18 protein-coding genes are annotated in these 19125 nt (G+C 44.4%); 12 read left to right on the top strand and 6 right to left on the bottom strand.

What is annotated here, in order from left to right:
* Positions 1-67 precede the first annotated feature (67 nt).
* Both GVN20_RS07815 and GVN20_RS07810 read left to right on the top strand, forming a co-directional pair.
* Positions 68-616 (top strand): cupin domain-containing protein, encoded by a 549-nt coding sequence (locus GVN20_RS07815; RefSeq protein WP_166557776.1) that lies wholly within the window; start codon positions 68-70, stop codon positions 614-616.
* A gap of 18 nt (positions 617-634) precedes the next feature.
* Positions 635-1474, top strand: coding sequence for a helix-turn-helix domain-containing protein (locus tag GVN20_RS07810; RefSeq protein WP_166557775.1), 840 nt, complete (start codon positions 635-637; stop codon positions 1472-1474).
* Positions 1475-1510: 36 nt separating this feature from the next.
* Here GVN20_RS07810 and GVN20_RS07805 read toward each other — a convergent pair whose 3' ends face one another.
* Positions 1511-1684 (bottom strand): hypothetical protein, encoded by a 174-nt coding sequence (locus GVN20_RS07805; protein ID WP_166557295.1) that lies wholly within the window; start codon positions 1682-1684, stop codon positions 1511-1513.
* 342 nt (positions 1685-2026) lie between these two features.
* Here GVN20_RS07805 and GVN20_RS07800 point away from each other — a divergent pair, with 342 nt between their 5' ends.
* From GVN20_RS07800 to GVN20_RS07775, 6 genes are all read left to right on the top strand, one after another.
* Positions 2027-3310: a Gfo/Idh/MocA family protein gene (locus GVN20_RS07800; protein ID WP_166557774.1), complete on the top strand. Its 1284-nt coding sequence runs from the start codon at positions 2027-2029 to the stop codon at positions 3308-3310.
* A gap of 114 nt (positions 3311-3424) precedes the next feature.
* Positions 3425-4324, top strand: a complete 900-nt coding sequence (locus tag GVN20_RS07795) for a sugar phosphate isomerase/epimerase (RefSeq protein ID WP_166557773.1) — start codon at positions 3425-3427, stop codon at positions 4322-4324.
* A gap of 147 nt (positions 4325-4471) precedes the next feature.
* A complete protein-coding gene (locus GVN20_RS07790; RefSeq protein WP_166557772.1) occupies positions 4472-5272 on the top strand; it encodes an alpha/beta fold hydrolase in 801 nt (266 codons plus the stop codon).
* Positions 5273-5329: 57 nt separating this feature from the next.
* Positions 5330-6151 (top strand): AraC family transcriptional regulator, encoded by an 822-nt coding sequence (locus GVN20_RS07785; RefSeq protein ID WP_166557771.1) that lies wholly within the window; start codon positions 5330-5332, stop codon positions 6149-6151.
* A gap of 75 nt (positions 6152-6226) precedes the next feature.
* Entirely contained in the window at positions 6227-7549 is a 1323-nt protein-coding gene (locus tag GVN20_RS07780; protein WP_166557770.1) for a DEAD/DEAH box helicase, read from the top strand.
* Positions 7550-7756: 207 nt separating this feature from the next.
* Positions 7757-8971 carry a serine hydrolase gene (locus tag GVN20_RS07775; protein ID WP_229599018.1) on the top strand — a complete coding sequence of 405 codons (1215 nt, stop codon included), beginning with the start codon at positions 7757-7759 and terminating at the stop codon, positions 8969-8971.
* Between the two features lie 317 nt (positions 8972-9288).
* On the opposite strand, the gene GVN20_RS07770 is transcribed toward GVN20_RS07775, so the two are convergent.
* On the bottom strand, positions 9289-10131 hold the full coding sequence (locus GVN20_RS07770) for a ChbG/HpnK family deacetylase (protein ID WP_166558176.1): 843 nt from the start codon (positions 10129-10131) through the stop codon (positions 9289-9291).
* A gap of 378 nt (positions 10132-10509) precedes the next feature.
* Here GVN20_RS07770 and GVN20_RS07765 point away from each other — a divergent pair, with 378 nt between their 5' ends.
* Positions 10510-11160: a response regulator transcription factor gene (locus tag GVN20_RS07765; protein ID WP_166558175.1), complete on the top strand. Its 651-nt coding sequence runs from the start codon at positions 10510-10512 to the stop codon at positions 11158-11160.
* On the opposite strand, the gene GVN20_RS07760 is transcribed toward GVN20_RS07765, so the two are convergent.
* On the bottom strand, positions 11141-13183 hold the full coding sequence (locus GVN20_RS07760; protein ID WP_166557768.1) for a sensor histidine kinase: 2043 nt from the start codon (positions 13181-13183) through the stop codon (positions 11141-11143). The two genes, GVN20_RS07765 and GVN20_RS07760, sit on opposite strands and share 20 nt — an antisense overlap.
* Positions 13184-13354: 171 nt before the next feature.
* Between GVN20_RS07760 and GVN20_RS07755 the strand changes: the two genes are divergently transcribed.
* Positions 13355-14146, top strand: a complete 792-nt coding sequence (locus GVN20_RS07755) for a nuclear transport factor 2 family protein (protein WP_166557767.1) — start codon at positions 13355-13357, stop codon at positions 14144-14146.
* Positions 14147-14178: 32 nt separating this feature from the next.
* On the top strand, positions 14179-14658 hold the full coding sequence (locus GVN20_RS07750; protein WP_166557766.1) for a DUF3237 domain-containing protein: 480 nt from the start codon (positions 14179-14181) through the stop codon (positions 14656-14658).
* 14 nt (positions 14659-14672) lie between these two features.
* Here the strand turns inward: GVN20_RS07750 and GVN20_RS07745 are convergent, their stop codons facing one another.
* From GVN20_RS07745 to GVN20_RS07740, 3 genes are all read right to left on the bottom strand, one after another.
* On the bottom strand, positions 14673-14828 hold the full coding sequence (locus GVN20_RS07745; RefSeq protein ID WP_166557765.1) for a hypothetical protein: 156 nt from the start codon (positions 14826-14828) through the stop codon (positions 14673-14675).
* A 44-nt stretch (positions 14829-14872) separates the two neighbouring features.
* Positions 14873-14995 (bottom strand): hypothetical protein, encoded by a 123-nt coding sequence (locus tag GVN20_RS29915; RefSeq protein ID WP_255455427.1) that lies wholly within the window; start codon positions 14993-14995, stop codon positions 14873-14875.
* A 593-nt stretch (positions 14996-15588) separates the two neighbouring features.
* Positions 15589-16344, bottom strand: a complete 756-nt coding sequence (locus GVN20_RS07740; RefSeq protein WP_166557764.1) for an RNA methyltransferase — start codon at positions 16342-16344, stop codon at positions 15589-15591.
* Between the two features lie 92 nt (positions 16345-16436).
* Between GVN20_RS07740 and GVN20_RS07735 the strand changes: the two genes are divergently transcribed.
* A complete protein-coding gene (locus GVN20_RS07735; RefSeq protein ID WP_166557763.1) occupies positions 16437-19115 on the top strand; it encodes an outer membrane protein assembly factor in 2679 nt (892 codons plus the stop codon).
* Positions 19116-19125: the final 10 nt, after the last annotated feature.

The raw sequence follows: 19125 nt of genomic DNA, 5'->3' as shown, positions 1-19125 counted from the left end.
TTTTCCCACCAATTTCTGCGTTTGAATGGGGAGTTTTGCATCATAAACAACCTAAAATCAAACAAATATGAAACGCAGAAACTTCTTGGCCGTTGCCGTGGCTGGCGTAACAACTCCTTCTCTTTTAGCCCAGAAATCGGTCACAACAAACACACCTCCGTTTGTGGTCAAAGCAGGTGACGCCCGCTTTGGTGTTCATACACCTTACAAAGGAATTAACCCAAACGATCTTAAAATTTCGGGTAAAGATACAAATGGACAATTGGCTGTTTTTGAGTATATTGGCAACGATAAAGTGGGCCCTTCTTTGCACGTACATCACGAACAAGACGAGATTTTTTCTATTATCGAAGGAGATTTTTTGTTTCAGGTAGGCGATAAGCAGTTCACGGCGAAAGCTGGAGATACCGTTTTTGCCCCGCGCAAGGTTCCTCATACGTGGATACAACTCTCTGAAAAAAGCAAAATCATTTATTACGTTCAACCTGCTGGTCAAATGGAGGAGTTTTTTCTCACAATGAATGAGTTGAAAGCCCCACCGACGAAAGAGCAGGCGGAAGAGATTCATAAAGCACACGGAATGACTATTTTAGGCCCGGGATTAACGATAAAATAAACCCAAATTGCTCAGACGATGGTGGCCATCTACGATTACCGACTTCCAAGCCCTGCCTTGCGTGAATACGTGAGGCAGTTTCAGATTGTAGGCTGTGAATTTCCGCGCTCGATGGCGGTTTTACCCGTAAAATCGTATTGGCCTCGTGCCGAAAATTGCTTGTCTTTTTTTCCGAAAGACCCCGAAAAAGTGGAATATGGCTTTGATGGCAAATTAGTGGAAAGTACCCGGTCGCGCTTGTATGGGCAACATTCTATCGTTACAAATCGCCACGTAGGGCGGGATTTTATGGTATTTCAAGTGCAATTTCAGCCTGGAGCCTTGTTTCGTCTTACGGGCATTCCTGCCAATGAATTGACCAACACGTTTTTGGATGCAGAGCAGGTGTTTTCTACCGAAATACGCTTAGTCAATGAGCGGTTGAGTTACGCGGGTCATTACACCGAAATGATTGAAATAGTAGAATGTTTCTTATTGAATTTAATCAAAAAAGTAAAAAAGAATGAACGGCCGATTGATAAAGTGAGCCGTTATATTCTACAAAACCCTTCGACTGCTTCTTTGGATTGGCTTGCCGACCAAGCTTGCTTGTGTCAGCGGCAGTTCTATCGTCAATTTGTTCAACGTGAGGGAGTTAGTCCGAAATTGTATACCCGAATTGCCCGTTTTGAAAATGCCATGAAACTTAAAAACGCCCAACCTTCCAAAGATTGGTTGAGTGTTGCCATCGACTTAGGGTATTACGACTACCAGCATTTGGTGCGAGATTTTAAAGAATTTACCAATTTAACACCCAACGCCTTTTTTCTACAGGATGGACAATCGCCCGAACGAACCTTTGGCGTGGTGGAGACGTAATGGATTAGCTTTAAATTTTACAACAAAATCCCAAATTCAGTTGTATTTTTTCGGGCAAACTATCTTCGCCCAGCACGCTAAGGGTAGCTCCAAACGCCCGACTGGAATTGGTAATTGCCCCCAGATGATACGCGCTTCCCAGTTGCGGCCGTAGGCTTGATTGTTTTTGAAACCTACATAAAAAGCAGTGGCGGTACCGATCAATGACATGGCAAAATTGAGATGGCGCTATACGTACATGTGTGTCGGGTTTTTTAATCAAAAATAAGAAGTGATTTCAGTTTTGCAATAGCCCGTTCCGGGTTTCACCCATTGATATTTAGCGATTCAGGGGCATTTTTGAATGAAGGTCAAAAATTCCAATTCCAAACAAAATAGAGGATTTAATGTCATTATTTAAAATAATTTACTATTTATTTACTATTTATTAAAAAAAATGTAGCATTTTTGAATCAGCGTACAAACCTAGAAATAATACGTAAGGCGGATATCGTCGGTAAATCTTTGTTTTGTATATTTACTATTTTCTAAACCATTTAAACACACACTTATATGAACACCTCACGTCGCGATGTGTTAAAATTTGCAGGAGCGGCCCTTGCAAGTACCGCATTTCCATCCATTATTGTTCCAAATCGTGCTTTTGCGGGCATCAACAGTGACACCCTCAAAGTGGGTCTTATCGGTTGCGGCGGCCGTGGCTCTGGCGCCGCGATGCAAGCCCTCAAAGCAGATTCCAACGTAGTTTTACACGCCCTCGGCGATATTTTCCCTGAACGATTCGATACGTGTTTGGAAGGATTGCGCAAAGTACACGGTGATAAAGTAAAGGTGGACAACGAACGTAAATTTGTGGGGTTTGATGCTTACCAAAAAGTGATTGATTCGGGCGTTGACGTGGTTTTATTAGCCACTCCTCCGTTCTTCCGTCCGTTGCACCTTGAAGCGGCCATCAACGCGGGTAAACATATTTTTTGCGAAAAACCAGTAGCCGTTGACGCGCCCGGTATTCGTAAAGTTATTGAGTTAGCAAAGGTCGCCAAAGAGAAAAACCTCTCGCTTGTGTCGGGCTTCTGCTGGCGCTTCCACGAACCAAAACGTGCCGTATTCGGCAAAATTAATGATGGTTCGATTGGTGAAGTAATGAGCATTTACAATACCTATTATACGGGTGGTGCGTGGAATTTTCCACGTCAGACGGGTTGGTCAGACATGGAGTTTCAGTTGCGTAACTGGATGTATTATACATGGTTAGCAGGTGACCACATCGTAGAGCAGGCCGTGCACAGCATTGATATGATGTCGTGGGCCATGGGTGATGTTTTGCCCGTGAGCGCCGTCGGAACGGGTGGTCGTCAGGTGCGGGTTGACCCACTGTTCGGTCATATTTTTGACCACTTTGCCATCACTTACGATTATCCCAACGGGGCCAAAGGGTTCCACTTCTCACGTCAACAAGAAAATACGGAGCGTAGCTATTTAGTTGAGACCTTCGGAACCAAAGGCCGGGCGATGGCCAATTGCTCGCGCCCAATGCACAAAATTGAAGGACAAAATCCGTGGGAATATTCGGGCGTGCAAAATGATATGTACCAAACCGAGCACAACGAATTGTTTGCGTCTATCCGTAATAGCAAGCCCATTAACAACGGTGAGTGGATGGCCAACAGTACCATGATCGCTATCATGGGCCGCATGGCCGCCTATACAGGCAAGAAAATTACGTGGGAAGATGCTATGAAATCGACCGAAAAACTCGGTCCCGATTCGGTTAGCTTCGACACAGCCGTTCCAAAAATTGAAGTGGCTCGTCCTGGCTTTACGCCTTTCATATAAATTTAAAATGACTGTCCGTTAGTTGTTATCTGTAAAAAGTTATCCGTATTGGATGAAAGATTACTGTTAACAATTAACGGATTTTTTATTTTCGGATAAACCAAAACCTCTCTCATGCAAAGAAGAACATTTATCAAAAATACTGCTGTGGCGGCCTCGGCGGCGGTAATAGGCGTAGATACGTTTGTGCAGGCTTCTCCCGTGGCACCACCGCTGATTAAGAAGAGCTTGAAATACGGAATGGTGACCGAAAAACTTTCCGTGCTCGACAAATTTAAACTCCTGAAAGACCTTGGCTTTGACGGTGTTGAGCTGGATTCCCCGAACGATATTGACCCCAAAGAAATATTGGAAGCCCGCGACAAAACTGGTCTGGAACTGCCAGGAGTAGTCAATTCCGCGCACTGGAAATCGCCGTTGTCGAGTGCCGACCCTAAAGTGCGGGAGGTGTGCTCAAAGGCAATGGAAAAATCCCTTTATGATTGCAAAATGTACGGCGGTACTACGGTACTGTTGGTGCCTGGCGTAGTCAATGAAGGTACGAGCTACAAAGATGCCTACGAGCGTTCGCAAGCTGAGATTCGTAAATTGATTCCGATTGCCGAAAAAACGGGTATCAAAATCGCACTTGAAAACGTATGGAATAACTTCCTGATTAGTCCTGTAGAAGCTGCTCGTTACGTCGATGAAATCAATCACCCGCTGGTAGGCTGGTACTTTGACGTGGGTAATATCCTACGTTATGGCTGGCCTGAGCATTGGATTGAAGCACTCGGCAAACGCATCATGAAGATTGACATCAAGGAGTTTAGCCGTAAAAAACAACAGGACGAAGGCCTCTGGAAAGGCTTTAACGTGGAGTTGTTGGAAGGAGATTGCAATTGGCCCGTAGTCAACCAAGCCCTCGCCAAAATTGGGTACTCGGGTTGGGCATCGGCAGAAGTGCCTGGCGGCGACCGAAAGCGACTGGAAGTCATCAGTCAAAAAATGGACGGCATCTTTAAAGCAGTATAAATCAAAAAATGGCAAGTCGGAAGGCTTGCTTTTTTTTGTTCATTGGCCAGATGATGTGAGGGGATATGGGTAAAAGATGTCGTTTTTTTACTTGTCGCTTTTTGAGTCGGGAGGGTACTTTTGCCTAAAACATCCCCCTTCGAAACGATGAAAAAGCTTTTGTTTTTATTGGTACTTGCCTGTCTAAACCCTTTTTGTTTCGCGCAAAAACAGCCTTCTCAAACGTATTTGTTGGTACATGGCGCATGGCATGGCGCTTGGTGCTGGAACAAAGTAGTTCCGTTATTGATCGCCCAAGGGCACAAAGTGGTCGCGATTGACCTTCCGGGTCATGGCACCGATACCACGCCTCCCGACGATATTACGCTCGACCGCTACGTGTCTAAAGTGGTAGATGTAGCCAATCAAGGGGGAGGAAAGGTGATTTTGGTGGGTCATTCGATGGGAGGAGTGGTGATTGCGCAAGCTGCCGAACAATTGGGATTACAAAAAGTAAGTAAACTGGTATTTTTGGATGCTTTTTTACCCAAAAACGGTGATTCAGTAAGCTCATTGGCCCAGCTGATTGAAGCCAATTTGCCGAAAGATACGAGCCGAATAACCGTCGGAAAAGCGTTAATTGTGGCTCCAAATCGTAAAACAAGTACTTTCAAACCTGAGCTTGCTGATATTCTTTTTTACCATGATTGCACCAATGAAGACCGACAGTTTGCACATCAAAACCTATCTAGGCAATCTTTTGCCCCGTTGGGTACGCCCGTTAGGCTAACAGATGCGGTTTATGGAGACCTACCAAAATATTACATTCTGTGTACTGAAAGTAAAGATTTGGATAAAACACTGCTACCTACCCGGGTCAAGTGTGAGCGCGTGTATAGATTGAAGTCGAGTCATTCGCCCTTTTTCTCCATGCCCTTCGAGTTGGCGGCCCTACTGCTCCAAATCTAAGGGCGAATGGGGTATTCGCTGGAATGTAATTAATTTTGTCTTATATCGACTAAGTTTATGATATTCAGGGAGATACTGCCGAGTATCGCACTGCGGCCTTTTGTCCAAAATTATCTATTGGTCAATCTCAACTCGACCATAGGTTATCATATTAAACCTTATCCAACAAGGATTGAGCAAGCCTTGGCGTTTTTTGGGCGCGGTGGTATTTATTCACATGATTTAACGGCGGGCAACAGTTATAAAGTAGCTAGAAGTGCTGTTTTTGGGCAACAGGTAAGCCGGCTTAATTTTCAAAATTACTATGGTCCTGATTTTTTGATGCTGATGGTTATCTTTCAGCCAGGGGCCATATATCGTTTGTTGGGCATTCCCAATCACGAATTGACCGCGACTTACCATGATGCTTCGGCCCTGATTCACCCGGAATTGCTGAAGGTCAGCGATCAAATTGCTGAGGCCGATAGCTACGACGAAATGATCGAGCGAGCGGAAGAGTTTCTGATTGGTAAAATTAGAAAAGTCAAAAAGGAAAGTTCTCCGATTGACAAAATTGGGCTGCTGTTGCAGAAAAAACCCACACAGTTTTCGCTGGATTGGTTGGCAAGTCAAGCCTGCTTGAGCCCGCGACAGTTTGAACGTAAATTCAGTGAGCGTATGGGGATTGGTCCTAAGTTGTATAGCCGCATTAGCCGTTTTTATCAGGCTTTTCAGTACAAAGAAATGCATCCTCATTTGGATTGGCTAAGCGTAGCGGTTCATTTTGGGTATAGCGACTACGACCATTTAGCCAAAGACTTCAAGCAATTTGCCAACGTTACACCTAATCTCCTCCTAAAGGAAAATGCCCAACGACCCGAAATCATCGTGGATTTGTAAGTTGAATGAGAAGGGAATCCTCGACAAGCCCGATTGATATTCTCAAATCCCGTCAGAAGGCCGTACCTTTGCGGTATGAACAACAATCAATCCATTTCAACGATACTTTCCAACGTAGGTGTTGAAGCATTAAATCCGATGCAACAGGCGGCTCAAAAGGCCATTTTGAACAACAATAACACGTTATTGATATCTCCAACTGGCTCTGGCAAAACGCTGGCTTTTCTACTGCCACTGGTACAGTTACTTCAACCCGAAAAACAGACGGTACAGTGTTTGATTCTTACTCCTTCGCGTGAGTTGGCGATGCAAATTGAGCAGGTCTGGAAAAAAATGGCCACGGGTTTTAAAGTAAATGTGTGTTATGGAGGGCACGCGATGGCGACCGAAATACAGAATTTCAGTGAGCCTCCAGCGGTTTTGATTGGCACGCCAGGCCGCATTTCCGACCACCTGACACGCAACTCGTTTTCACTGGACGATATTCAGACGCTGATTTTGGATGAGTTTGATAAGTCTCTGGAAATGGGATTTCAGGAGCAAATGGCTTTTATCATGGATGGATTACGCAATCTTACCAAACGGGTGCTGGTATCGGCCACGGCGGGTATCAAAATCCCTGGGTTTGTGGGATTGGTTACGCCCAACATTGTCAATTTTACGCCCGAAGAAGAAGGCCCGCAGGCTTTGGTGATGAAGGCCGTGATTTCGGAAGATAAAGACAAGGCCGATACGTTGTTTCGGCTGATTTGTTCGCTACATTCAGAGTCGGCGTTGATTTTCTGCAATCACCGCGATGCCGTCGAACGAACCTGCGAATTGTTGAAGGAACGGGGCGTTCAGGCGGCTTTTTATCACGGTGGCATGGACCAAGATGCGCGCGAACGCGCATTGATTCAGTTCAGAAACGGTAGTGTCAATTATTTGGTTACCACCGATTTGGCGGCGCGTGGGCTGGATATTCCCGAAATGAAACACGTTATCCATTATCATTTGCCCATCCATGAGCACGAGTTTATTCACCGCAATGGCCGAACGGCCCGAATGCACGCCACGGGCAATTCTTATTTGATTTTCCAAAAGGATGAAGTGCGCCCGCAATACGTGGAAAACAATATGATTGAAATCCAGCTTTTGGACACTTACCCGTTGCCCAATCCCCCCGAATTTGTGACGATTTATGTCAGTGGAGGTAAGAAAAATAAGCTAAACAAAGTGGATATGGTGGGCTTTTTCTCCCAAAAAGGCGAACTCGAAAAAGGAGATTTGGGGCTGATTGAAGTGAAAGATTATATCTCCTTCGCCGCCGTGAAACGTACGAAATACAAAGCGCTGTTGGAGAAAATCAAGGAAGAGAAAATGAAAGGCAAAAAGTATAAGATTGAAGTAGCGCGGTAGTTTTTTGTGTCGTGGTGTGTGTCTTTTATCCGTAACTAACTGCTCGTTGGTGTGAAATTATTCCTGCAATTTTGGAATTAAATTCCAAAATTGCAGGAATAATTTTTCTTGATAGTTATGCGCAAATTCTCTCTTAACTGCATCGTATTATTATTCATTTTTTTGTCAATTTCAGTTGCTCATTCGCAGCCCAAAACCCACGTTTTGATGGCGCAATTGATGACCGAAAACCCACATGCCGTTTTTCAGGAAGTGGTCGGGCATCCCGAAAAATACCGCCTTCAGATTATCTATACGCAGATTGACCGCGACAAAAACAACAAACCATCTTTTAAAAATTTCTATTTTAACCTCGACAGTACGTTTTACTTCAATCCTGCTTCCATCGTTAAATTACCCCTTGCGTTGTTGTCTTTAGAGAAGATTAATAATTTAAAAATCAATGGATTGAGTAAGTTTACGTCGATGCAGTTTGATTCGGCGTTTAGCGGGCAAGCCAAGGAGTGGAAAGACGAAACATCGCCTAACGGGTTTTCGTCGATTGGCCATTTTATCAAAAAAGCCTTTTTAGTCAGCGATAACGACGCCTACAATCGGATGTATGAGTTTGTGGGACAGCAGGCCATCAATCAAGCATTACACGCCAAAGGCTACCCCGATACGCGCATCACGCACCGCTTTTTGCGCATGACTCCCGAAGAAAATCGCCATACCAATCCCGTAAGGTTTATCCGTGAAGATGGCTCGCTTTTGTTCTTCCAACCTGCGGCGTATAACCATGAACCGTTTGATTTTAGTCGAGTTGCAAAAGTAGGGAAGGGGTACATGAACGCAAAAGACAGTCTGATCAACGAACCGATGGATTTCACAATGAGAAATAAATTACCGCTTGAGGCTTTTCAACAAATGCTACAATCGGTGATGTTTCCGCTTTCGGTGCCTGCCAAACAGCGTTTTGATTTGACCCAAGAGGATTACAAGTTTCTGCATCAATACCTTTCTCAGTTTCCGGGCGAGACCAATTATCCCAAATATGACGGAACTCAATACTACGATAGTTACGTCAAATTCTTCTTTCAGGATAGCACCCATCACCAATTGCCGGAGGGTGTGCGGGTGTTTAACAAAGTGGGCTGGGCGTATGGCTTTCTGACGGACGCCTCGTACGTGGCAGATTTTAAAAACAAGGTGGAATACATGCTTTCGGCCACGGTGTACGTGAATAGTGATGGAATTTTGAACGACAATAAATATGAATACGAAAGCGTGGGACATCCTTTTTTGTACCAGTTGGGGCAAACGATTTACCAGTATGAGTTGGCGCGCAAAAGAGCTTATCGGCCAAATCTGAGTAAGTTCAACATCAGGTACGAGAAACGCATGAACGACAATCGGCCCGTCGTCAAAGACGTGGACAATTAAAATCTCCGTAAGCGCATACCGTTTACTAAATTGATTGCTTAAAGTGCGGTTTTTCGTTTTTTTTGGGATAAACCTCTACTTCCCTGCCCAAGTATTTACTTTTCCTCTTGGTAGGTAATATGGGTGTTTTTGGACAAGCCCCCCTCCAATTGATGGTAGTATCACTTTTTTTCCGCTCGAAATTGAATCAACGGAAGAGAAGATATGGTAAAAACGCACTTCCTGCGGGCAATCGGGTCTAATTCAAATTTAAAATGAGATTGTATTTGGTTCTGCCCCAAACAAAACTCATTTCTTTGAGGCAGAACTAAATATGCTTATTCCAATGCTTCTTTAATGCTGATGAGTTTGATGTTACGCTCCGCAATTACATTTTTGACAGCGGCGCTTGTGAACGCCCGCGTAACGCCCTCGCGGTCGTAAGCCACGTTTTCGTAGCCCGTATGGCCCACGCCTTTCATGTCGCCGTTGTCGTAGCCTGGATGCTCAACCAGAAAATGAGTACCTGGTGTAAGTGATTTCAAAATGGCAACTAAATCTTGCTCTTTTTGCTCAGGCGATTTGGACGCTCCGCCGAATCCTTTGATGGGCAGCGTACCCTGTGGCATCTGAATCGGTAATTTATACTCAGACGAAAGCCGCTCTGTGAGCGCTTTCACCTCGGCGGTGGCGTTTGTGCAACCCATGTGCGCGGAGAGGTGGCTGGCCCAGGGGAGGTATTTTTTGACCAGCTCAATTTGCGCCCGAAATTCACGCTCTACTTCATTGATGTTGATAGTTTTTTGGAGTAGGTAAGCGCTGTTTTTCAGGGTTTTGTTTTCCCAAATAAACTGGGGGAAATAACCGTCGGCATCGGTGAGGCTTGGGGCGTGGGTGAGGGGCCGCCATTTGAGGTTTTCCCATTCACTGGTGAGGCAGAGATGAACGCCCACGTCGTAGTTGGGTTGGGTTTTGAGCATTTTGACGGCTTCCATAAACCACGGTGCTGTGGCCAGAATTTCTACGGAACGGCTGATACCGTCGGTGTATACTTTCATGCAGGCTTCGTTGGCCGTGTGGCAAAAGCCAATATCGTCCGAACGGATAATGAGCCGGATTTCATTGGAGGTTTGAGCCATCGAAATCTGAATAAAAAGGCTGAAAAAAAGGAGGTATTTCATGCGGTTGACAGGGTCGATGTTTGTTCTGTACATTCAAGGAGTCCAACATTGAAATATACTGATTTCCCACATCGGGACGCTTAGTTATGGAGGATAGGTTCGCAATATTCATGGTTTTCCAGTAAATAAGTCATGGTTTACCATGAGGTGTTTTGGTTTGAAATTGTCCGTATTTTGTAGGAATGGCAAACAAAAGACTTGTATTAATAGATAGCCTATCCAAGAAAAGATAGACAGTTGGAAACGCAGTATTGACAATGCGGAATATCGAACGTGGAAGGTACTAACCGTTTGATAATTATTGCCTTTCAAAACGATATATCTAATGATTAAACGTTACATTTAGTTGCAGTTTAACCCTATTTGAAGGTAAAAAAAATGGCGGTACAACCCATTAAACTCTTACTGGTCGACGACCACCAGATTATTTTGGATGGTCTGCGTTTTTTGTTTTCTTCTCTCGAAAATGTCGAAGTCATTGCTACTTTGACGGACAGCCGACAGGTCGTGCTTTTTTTGGAAGCCCATGAGGTTGATATTCTGGTAGCCGACCTGCACATGCCACATCTGACGGGCATTGATTTAACCCTAAAAGCGCGGGAGTTGTTTCCTGATTTGAAAGTATTGCTGCTGACCATGGCCGAAGACGCGGCACACATTCGGGAAGCTATTAGGGCGGGAGTTCATGGATACGTATTGAAAAAAACCAACAAAGTTGACCTTGAAAAAGCAATCAATCACCTCATGACGGGCAAACGATACTACAGTCAAGATGTCATTGATGAATTGGCCCACGCCCGTACCGACGACCATAACAATGCCTCTCCCGCCACGATTCAGCACCTGACGGGGCGTGAGGTGGAGATTTTGAAGTTGATTTCTAACGAGAACTCCACCGCCGAAATCGCCGACCGCCTGTGTATTAGTGTGCCCACCGTCGAAACCCACCGTCGGAGTCTAATGACCAAACTCAAAGCCAAAAACGTGGCAGGATTGGTCAAATACGCAGTTAAGCATGGGTTGGTTTAGTTGACTTTTCCAACGGTAGGATAATGACGTTTTTTGTGCCGGGCAGGTCGTCGGATATTTTCTCCCATTTGCCTTTTAAAGATTCCACCCGTTCGGCAATGTTACGGAGGCCTTTGCCCGCTGTGGTTTTTTCCGAGATGCCTTTTCCATTGTCAGTGACGGTCAATTGTAACTTTTTACTTTTCACTTCCACCTTTACGCTTGCTTCAGTCGCTTGGGCGTGTTTGAGAATATTATTGATGAGTTCAAGACAGATACTGTACAACTCAAATTCCGTTTTAGCGTTTAATCGGGGTTGATTTTCAGGGATTTGAAGGGTAAACGTGACAGGCGTATTTCGGTTGAGTTTGCGTGCGAGTCCTTCAAGCGTTTTCCAAAGCCCCTCCTTTCCCAATTCTTCGGGCAGCAGGTTATGGGAAAGCAGCCGCACTTGGTCATAAGCCTGTTCCAGGCTGTTTTGGACGTGTTGATAGACCTCCTGTTCCTGCATGTTGAGTTTGTTTTTGTCAATGGCACCCATACTCCAGCGAAGCGACGAAAGCGTGCTGCCGAGGGCATCGTGGAGGTCGGCGGCTACGCGTTTTCGTTCGGTAGTTTGACCTTCGAGCAGGGCGGTCTGAAGCGCGGCATTTTGTTGGGTCAGCATTCGGTTGCGGAAAAAAATGAACAATAAAATCACAAACAGCGCAAGGACGGCCGAAATACTTATCAGTTTTCTTTGTTGCTGCGCCTTCTCTTCAGCTTCTTCTTTGGCTCTTTCCTGCCGACGCTGTTCCACTTCCAGGATTTCGATGCGTTGCGCTTTGTCTTGTTTGAACAGACTATCCTTGGTGGCAATCATAATTTCCTGGTATTTCAACGCACTGTCCAACTGGTGGTGCGTTTTATAGACTTTAGCCAGCGTTCCCCCAGCTTCCCCAAGTCCTTTCAGGTAACCGGACTCGCGGGCGTAATAAATAGCCTGCCGGGCACAGTATCCGGCAGAATCAACGTTGCCCAATTGATGGTAGAGCTTGGCAATTTCAGAATAGGCAAAGCTCAACGTTTTTCTGTTGTTTTGTTTCAGACAGGTAGCAATTCCGTATCGATACCAGTTTAAAGCCTGAGGGTAATTGTCCAATCGCTCCAACGCTTTAGCGTAGGTAACAAAGATATACCCCAATTCATGGGTTATTTGATAATGAAGGGCTTCGTGTATGGCGGCTTTGGCATAATACAGTGCCGAATCCAGTTGACTGAGCCCTTCGTAGGCATTGCTCAAATGGGCCAGTTCATAATAGGTGCCTCGATGAATGGCTTCTTTGATTTTTTTTGCTTGAAAAAGGTAGGGTTTTGCTTTTTGAAAGTCTCCCAGTGTAACGTACAAATAGCCAATGGCCCGGTGGCAGTCTTCGTCAAGGAGGTCTTTGAGTTGGTATTTGTTTTTAAGTTCCAATGATTTGAAATAGTAATCCAGCGCTTTGGCATAGTCGCCCGCATTGAGGTAACTGTTTCCGATATCCAGCGTGATTTTTGCTTCAAGACGATGCGTTTTAAACCAGGAGGTTAATGGCAATAATTTCATTCGATAATAAAGACTACTGTCAACTTGAAATCCGTCGTATAGGCCGGCCAGCCCTTGGAGAATTTTTAGCTGTAAGTTGGATTCAGTGTAAGGTTCTTTTCCGAAATACCCAAGCTGTTCACAAATCTTTAGCGCCTTTTGGTAATTGGCGACGGAGAGGTAATGATTGTTCTGAATTTTATACCCTTGCCCCAATACATACAGGGCCTCTGCTTCTCCCGTCTTTAATCGATATTTCTTAGCCAATTTCAACGCTTGTTCCGCAAATAAAAAACAGGAGTCTGCCTGCTTCTTTTGAGCAAATTTATCTGCTAAAAGACTCATTAAAAGTATTTTTTGGTCTTCTCGGTTGGTGAAAGTCAACATTTTTTTGAGACTGTCAATGTAGAATTGTTGACTCACACACACGATAACGGAAACAAAAAAAAGCAGGGTAGAGAGAAAGCAGGTTCGGGGCATGGTTCAGACCGACTTAGAGTTGTTTAAATTTCTTTTGTTTTTGTCGGATTTCAAAGGCGTACCCGAAAAATCATGGTTTACCATGAGGCGAAACCATGGTTTACCCTGAATTTTTTTCCATCCCTACCTTTGACCTTTGCATTAGTCATTCACTAAACTTTTCTGCCTCCGATGAAACCACTTTTGATTACTGCCGTTCTCCTGTTGATTAACCTTGCCGTTTTTGCTCAAAGTTTGGAGCAATCTTTTGCCAAACTGATGGACGAATACAAGAAAAGCCCCAACGAGTATTCGCAAAATTATTACTCCAATGATTACCGTTTTTTGGGTTATCGCGGTGGAAAAATTGTGGGTAAAAAAGAGATGAATTTGGCCTTAGCCAGCTTGAAAGTAACAGAGCTAAACTATTCGGATCTTAAATTTTATGAGTCAGGGAATTTTGGTATAGTAAACGGTATTATCACCATCAAATACGGCGTCAATACCTACAAAGATGCTTTTACCTACACGTTTCAGAAGCAGAAAGACCAATGGAAAAATGTAGCGGGGCATCATACGCAGGTGGAATATGACCAACCCAACAAAAACGCGGACAATCTTGCCAAATTCAAAACATATTTTGAAGAATCCAGACTGCGTTTTATCGAGAATCCCGTTAAATTTTTTAATGATGAATGTACTGCCGATTTTCAATACGTTACTTCCAAAGGCGGGGTAACCAGCTTAAAGCCTTTAAGGGAAATATTTGTCCCTAAAAAAGTACTGCAACGCGAGATGACTGATCTGGTTTTTCGTTCGTATGGCGATGAAGTAATAGTGGTAACGGGCAAAATGACGCACAAATACCAAAATATAGATACCCAGGCGCTGACGGATTATGGTACGGAGACCATCACCTATACATACGCCAAAGATAAAACTGGCTGGAAACTGGCATCGGCGCATCACAGCAAGGCAAACTAAAAAAAATGTAATTTCTAAACCAATTTCTAAGAATGGAAACTTCTTCAATTACGCCTGTTCGTGCTCTTTCTACCGAATTTTTGATGGAAATGCGATGCGAACTTACAATTCAAATTATCGGTGATACCCCTAATGGTCATCGTCGTATTTACCACATCACGGGAGGAACCGTGAAAGGACCTAAAATTCGGGGAGATGTGTTGCCAGGTGGTAGCGATTCTTTTCTTCTCCGTCTCGATGGAACGGGGTTATTGGATGTACGTGTAACGGTAAAAACCGACGATGACGCATTGATTTATGTGAACTATTGGGGTATTTTACATCATACACCGATTTTGGAAGGGCGCTTAATGGCGGGAGAGACAGTGCGTTGGGATGAATACTATTTTCGCACTGCTCCTTTTTTTGAAACCGCCTCCGAAAAATACGATTATCTCAATCACACCATGGCAATCGGTGTAGGCGAAGCTGATTTTGCCGGTGTTTCATATAGTGTTTATCGTGTATTATGATTGAGCGGATTTTATCAACTCAAAATAATTTGATTTACTGTTCCTTTTCCATTGGTTGATGTTACTTTCCAACTCTCTTTCAGGGATTTGACGCGCTCGTCAATATTGCGCATTCCCTGTCCTGAAACGGAAGGGTCTGAAATCCCTTTTCCATTATCGATCACTGTCAATTTTAGCTTTTGGTTTTCCACGTTAAACTTTATACTCGCCTCGGTCAGGCTTCGTTGGCCGTGTGGCAAAAGCCAATATCGTCAGAACGGATAATGAGCCGGATTTCATTGGAGGTTTGAGCCATCGAAATCTGAATAAAAAGGCTGAAAAAAAGGAGGTATTTCATGCGGTTGATAGAGTCGATGTTTATTCATTATGTTGAAGGATTTCAACGTAGAAATATACTGACTCTTCAAGGCGATGCGCTCAATAGGGGAGCTTATTTTCCCCTTTCTTAAATCATTGAAAGTGCTTTTGAAATGAAAAATATCGGTGAACGGGTGGAATGAATCTACAACTTACGTGTTTCGAGATTTTCCTTTTTTTGTTGCTGCGAAAGCTTATAGGTAAGGTATGTCTTTTTGGCGAAGTGGTATCCTTTGATTAGAAAATAAGGAATAAATAGGGGGGATACCACCAGCAAACAAAGACCCAAAATGATCCCGAGAATAACCCTGACTATTTTTTCAATAAGCTTCATTGTAGGGTAGAAAAGTAACAAAACGTAATTATTATGCAATATACGCTAAGATTACACTTACTGAAAAATAACTTTTGGGTATATTTAATTTTAAGTGTTAAAAATTTGAGAACGAAGGAATACGACTCTAATGATAAGGTTAAGTTTAAGCGAAATTGTTATCAAAAGGTATATTTTTTTGCTGCTCTAAAATGGTAAATTTTGAGCCAAGGATGTAGCTTTTGCCCCTAAACAATGGCTTAAACTCTTCGTAAATTATCCAGCACTACCGCTGCGGCAATGCCGACATTCAACGATTCTGCGCCGCCAAAGCGCGGAATCGTAATTTTGTGGGTAACAAACCTTTCGACCGTCGGCCCGATACCGTTAGACTCATTGCCCATCACGATGTAGCCTGTATTGCCGAACGAGGTTTGGTGGATGTTTTTCCCCTCCAAAAATGTACCGTAAATCCCTATTCCGTGTTCCATATTGCTTACCTTCTCCAAATACGCAGTTAACTCCACATAATACCCTCGCACGCGCGTAAATGAACCTTTGCTTGCGGCAATGACTTTGGGATTGTACCAGTCGGTGGTGGTTTGTGAACAGATAATTTTGGTGATGCCGTACCAATCGGCAATGCGGATGATGGTGCCCAGGTTGCCGGGGTCCCGGATGTCGTCGAGGACCAATACGTATTCTCCTTTTTCGGCATACAAAAAATCATTGTCTTTCGTTTTTACAACGGCCAAGGCCGCATCGTTGGTTTGCAGCGTACCCGCCCGGGCGAGTTCGTCGGCGGTGGCGATTTCGAGGCGAAAAGGTTGTTTCTCTAATTTTTGCGTATTTTCTTTGTAAAATTGCTCCGTAACCACAACCAATTCGGTCTGAAAATCAGCGCTTAAGAGTTCCAATACACTTTTGGCACCCTCTACCAAAAAAGCGTTGTGTTCCAGTCGGAATTTCTTTAATTGCAGTGAGTGAAGGTATTTTGTGAGATTTTTGGATAACATTTGCGTGATATATCAATTTTCAAAAGGGATTCTGAATGCGTCATAAAGCCATTTTTACAGTTCTGAAAAGATTTTACCCTTCTGCGGGACGTATGGCCGAATTTTCAAGCAGCAAAGATACGATTCAGTATCACAAACCGAGGCGAGTAGGTGGTTCGTTTCCTGTTTTTAACGGTGTTTTTTTTGTCGGTTTTTGTTTCCTTCTGGCGGCTTGCTCCAACAAAAATACCCCTAAAAAAGACGAATATTTACTAGGTAATCAACTTTTTAAAGGCAACTCGGTGGTGAAAACCGAAGCCTTGGAGCCACTTTTGCCGCAACGTCCCAACAAAAGATTTCTCGGAATCCCGGGTGCGACGGTCTCCCTTTGGATTTATCAGGCGTTGGACAAACGATACGACCGCGATACCCAACGCATTAAATTTGATACTCTGAGTCGCTACTATGAACGTCAGTTTACCCGCTACGCCGACGACTCCCGCAAACTGTCATCGCTGCGTCGAAAATACAATCGAGTGGTGAATAAATACCGCCTTCGGATTGAAGAGGGGAACTGGGGAATGCGCACCTTTGGGGAGGCTCCTGTTTATTTTTCCGAAAAAAATGCCCGCAATAATGCCGTTAAAATTAAAGGATATTTGGTCAATGAAGGCTACCGTGATGCCAACGTTGAGTTCATGACCGACACCCTTTTCGGTCGGATTCGTACTACTTACAACATTTTTGAAGGAGTGCCTCATGTGTTGAGAGATGTAGATATTTTGACGCACAAAGATTCGGAGATTGACAGTTTATTGTCGGCTACCAAAACCGCTTCTTACCTCAAATCTGGCAATAATTTTAGGTATAGCGACGTGGTAAGTGAAATCACTCGGGTGGAGCAATTGATGCGGAACAATGGTTATTTTGGATTTGACCGCAACTACCTGCGGCCCGTACAAAGTGCCACTGGCAAACGCAATGGCGGATTTTTGGTGGATACGACGGGCCATAATGCCGCCACCGACTCGCTTTTTCACATCGTAGACGTGAAGGGATTGCAGATAAATTATCCTCGTAATCACGACAAACATACGCGATACACTTTCAACCCCGTGGGATTTAGGGTGGAGAGCCTACCCGGAGAGCCGCCTTTTGTGAAGCGCGATACGGCGGTTTATCGGGGTATTCAGTATTCGTTTACGCCCAAACATTACTATTCTCCTCGGGTACTCAATGAAAAGATACTGATTCGGCCAGGCAATATTTACCGACAAAAAGATTGGGATGAAACCTCCCGTCAATTAAGTGTTTTGGATCAGTTTCTGTTTATAAATATTGATACCGATACCACCAACGGAAATATAAAAACGCTGATTCGGGTGATTCCGCATGATAAATACCAAGTAACTGGGGAAGGCGGAGTGAACGTAGTGCAGAATTTGCCGGGGCCGTTTTTGAACGGAACGTTTCGCGTACGTAACATTTTTGGACGGCTCGAAAACTTTGAAGTGTCGTTGCGGGGGGCGTTGGATGCCAATTTTGGCTTAAAAAATGCCAATTTGGTACGTACACTAGAAATGGGGGTCAATACGGCGTTGATTTTTCCCAGATTTTTATTCCCCGGCAAAATAGCCACAGGCTTTAACCGCAAAACTCCGCGTACCATCGTCAGTCTGGGATATAATTATACAAATCGCGATTTTCTCGGGTCTGATCCTGATTTTATCCGGAGCGGTTTTCAGGCGAGTTTACGGTATAACTGGAAAAAAAGCGAATTTGAATACCTGAGCCTGACGGCAGTGGATTTGAGTATTTTGCAGAGTAAGCAAAGTCAAAAATTTGGAGAATTACTTGATTCACTGTACCAATACGGCGGCAACCCGCTCAAATTTAGTTTTCAGTCGGCGGTGATTTCGAGTATCAATTTATCGTATGTTTTTAACAATAACATCATTGGGCAAAACCGCCGGGCGCATTATTTGCGTTTGTTTGCCGAGTCGGGAGGTACTGCTTTAAGTCTCTTGGAGCCGCAAAAAGTATCGTTGGGATTGGATGGATTTGAATTGTACAAGTTCTTGAAAACCAACGTAGAATACCGAAGGTATAAACCCCTAGGCCCCAAAAGTACTTTGGTGTACCGCGTCAATACAGGGCTGATTTTCAACTACAATGACCGACGGGTGGCTCCTTACGAAAAATCGTTGACGGGCGGTGGGAGCAACAGCCTGCGCGCGTGGCCTCCCCGGCGCTTGGGGCTGGGTTCGGCTTATCCAAATGTTGACTTACAAACGGGTAGCCCAATTTTTCGGAATGGAGAAACGACCACCCTTCAGTCTGGTGTGACACAGTACAGTGGCTATGAATACCGCTTTGAACAACTCGGGGACGTACTCATGGAGGCAAATGTAGAGCTGCGGGGCCACTTATTTCGGTTTGTAGGGGATGTAAACTATGCGTTGTTTTTGGATGCGGGAAATGTATGGCGTATGCGGCTCGATAAGGGCACAAGCCCCAACCAAAATACCTTGAACGGGGTGTTCCAATTCAATCGTTTTTACAAAGAGTTTGCCGTCGGAACGGGCGTTGGACTGCGGTACGACCTTTCGTATTTTATCTTTCGTCTCGACATGGGAATAAAAGTTTATGACCCCAGTCGGCGGTTTGTGGTGACCAATGCCCTTGGGCAAACTACCACTATCGACGAGCGCTACCTGCTTCCCAAATTTTCATTTCGTCGTTCTAGCCCCAACTATCCCGTATTTAACATCGGGATTGGGTATCCTTTTTAAGGGACGGATA

Source organism: Runella sp. CRIBMP (assembly GCF_009905605.1).
Taxonomy (GTDB): Bacteria; Bacteroidota; Bacteroidia; order Cytophagales; family Spirosomataceae; genus Runella.
The sequence above is the reverse complement of the archived record's forward strand: the minus strand, read 5'-3'. Positions and strand labels throughout refer to the sequence as shown.

What these genes read in the sequence shown, in the direction of transcription:
- GVN20_RS07780 (WP_166557770.1), top strand. Translation starts at nt 6,227, where the DNA reads ATGAACAACAATCAATCCATTTCAACGATACTTTCCAACGTAGGTGTT.
- GVN20_RS07755 (WP_166557767.1), top strand. Translation starts at nt 13,355, where the DNA reads ATGAAACCACTTTTGATTACTGCCGTTCTCCTGTTGATTAACCTTGCC.
- GVN20_RS07790 (WP_166557772.1), top strand. Translation starts at nt 4,472, where the DNA reads ATGAAAAAGCTTTTGTTTTTATTGGTACTTGCCTGTCTAAACCCTTTT.
- GVN20_RS07740 (WP_166557764.1), bottom strand. Translation starts at nt 16,344, where the DNA reads ATGTTATCCAAAAATCTCACAAAATACCTTCACTCACTGCAATTAAAG.
- GVN20_RS07815 (WP_166557776.1), top strand. Translation starts at nt 68, where the DNA reads ATGAAACGCAGAAACTTCTTGGCCGTTGCCGTGGCTGGCGTAACAACT.
- GVN20_RS07800 (WP_166557774.1), top strand. Translation starts at nt 2,027, where the DNA reads ATGAACACCTCACGTCGCGATGTGTTAAAATTTGCAGGAGCGGCCCTT.
- GVN20_RS07805 (WP_166557295.1), bottom strand. Translation starts at nt 1,684, where the DNA reads ATGTCATTGATCGGTACCGCCACTGCTTTTTATGTAGGTTTCAAAAAC.
- GVN20_RS07760 (WP_166557768.1), bottom strand. Translation starts at nt 13,183, where the DNA reads ATGCCCCGAACCTGCTTTCTCTCTACCCTGCTTTTTTTTGTTTCCGTT.
- GVN20_RS07785 (WP_166557771.1), top strand. Translation starts at nt 5,330, where the DNA reads ATGATATTCAGGGAGATACTGCCGAGTATCGCACTGCGGCCTTTTGTC.
- GVN20_RS07735 (WP_166557763.1), top strand. Translation starts at nt 16,437, where the DNA reads ATGGCCGAATTTTCAAGCAGCAAAGATACGATTCAGTATCACAAACCG.
- GVN20_RS07795 (WP_166557773.1), top strand. Translation starts at nt 3,425, where the DNA reads ATGCAAAGAAGAACATTTATCAAAAATACTGCTGTGGCGGCCTCGGCG.
- GVN20_RS07750 (WP_166557766.1), top strand. Translation starts at nt 14,179, where the DNA reads ATGGAAACTTCTTCAATTACGCCTGTTCGTGCTCTTTCTACCGAATTT.
- GVN20_RS29915 (WP_255455427.1), bottom strand. Translation starts at nt 14,995, where the DNA reads ATGAAATACCTCCTTTTTTTCAGCCTTTTTATTCAGATTTCGATGGCT.
- GVN20_RS07810 (WP_166557775.1), top strand. Translation starts at nt 635, where the DNA reads ATGGTGGCCATCTACGATTACCGACTTCCAAGCCCTGCCTTGCGTGAA.
- GVN20_RS07775 (WP_229599018.1), top strand. Translation starts at nt 7,757, where the DNA reads ATGGCGCAATTGATGACCGAAAACCCACATGCCGTTTTTCAGGAAGTG.
- GVN20_RS07770 (WP_166558176.1), bottom strand. Translation starts at nt 10,131, where the DNA reads ATGAAATACCTCCTTTTTTTCAGCCTTTTTATTCAGATTTCGATGGCT.
- GVN20_RS07765 (WP_166558175.1), top strand. Translation starts at nt 10,510, where the DNA reads ATGGCGGTACAACCCATTAAACTCTTACTGGTCGACGACCACCAGATT.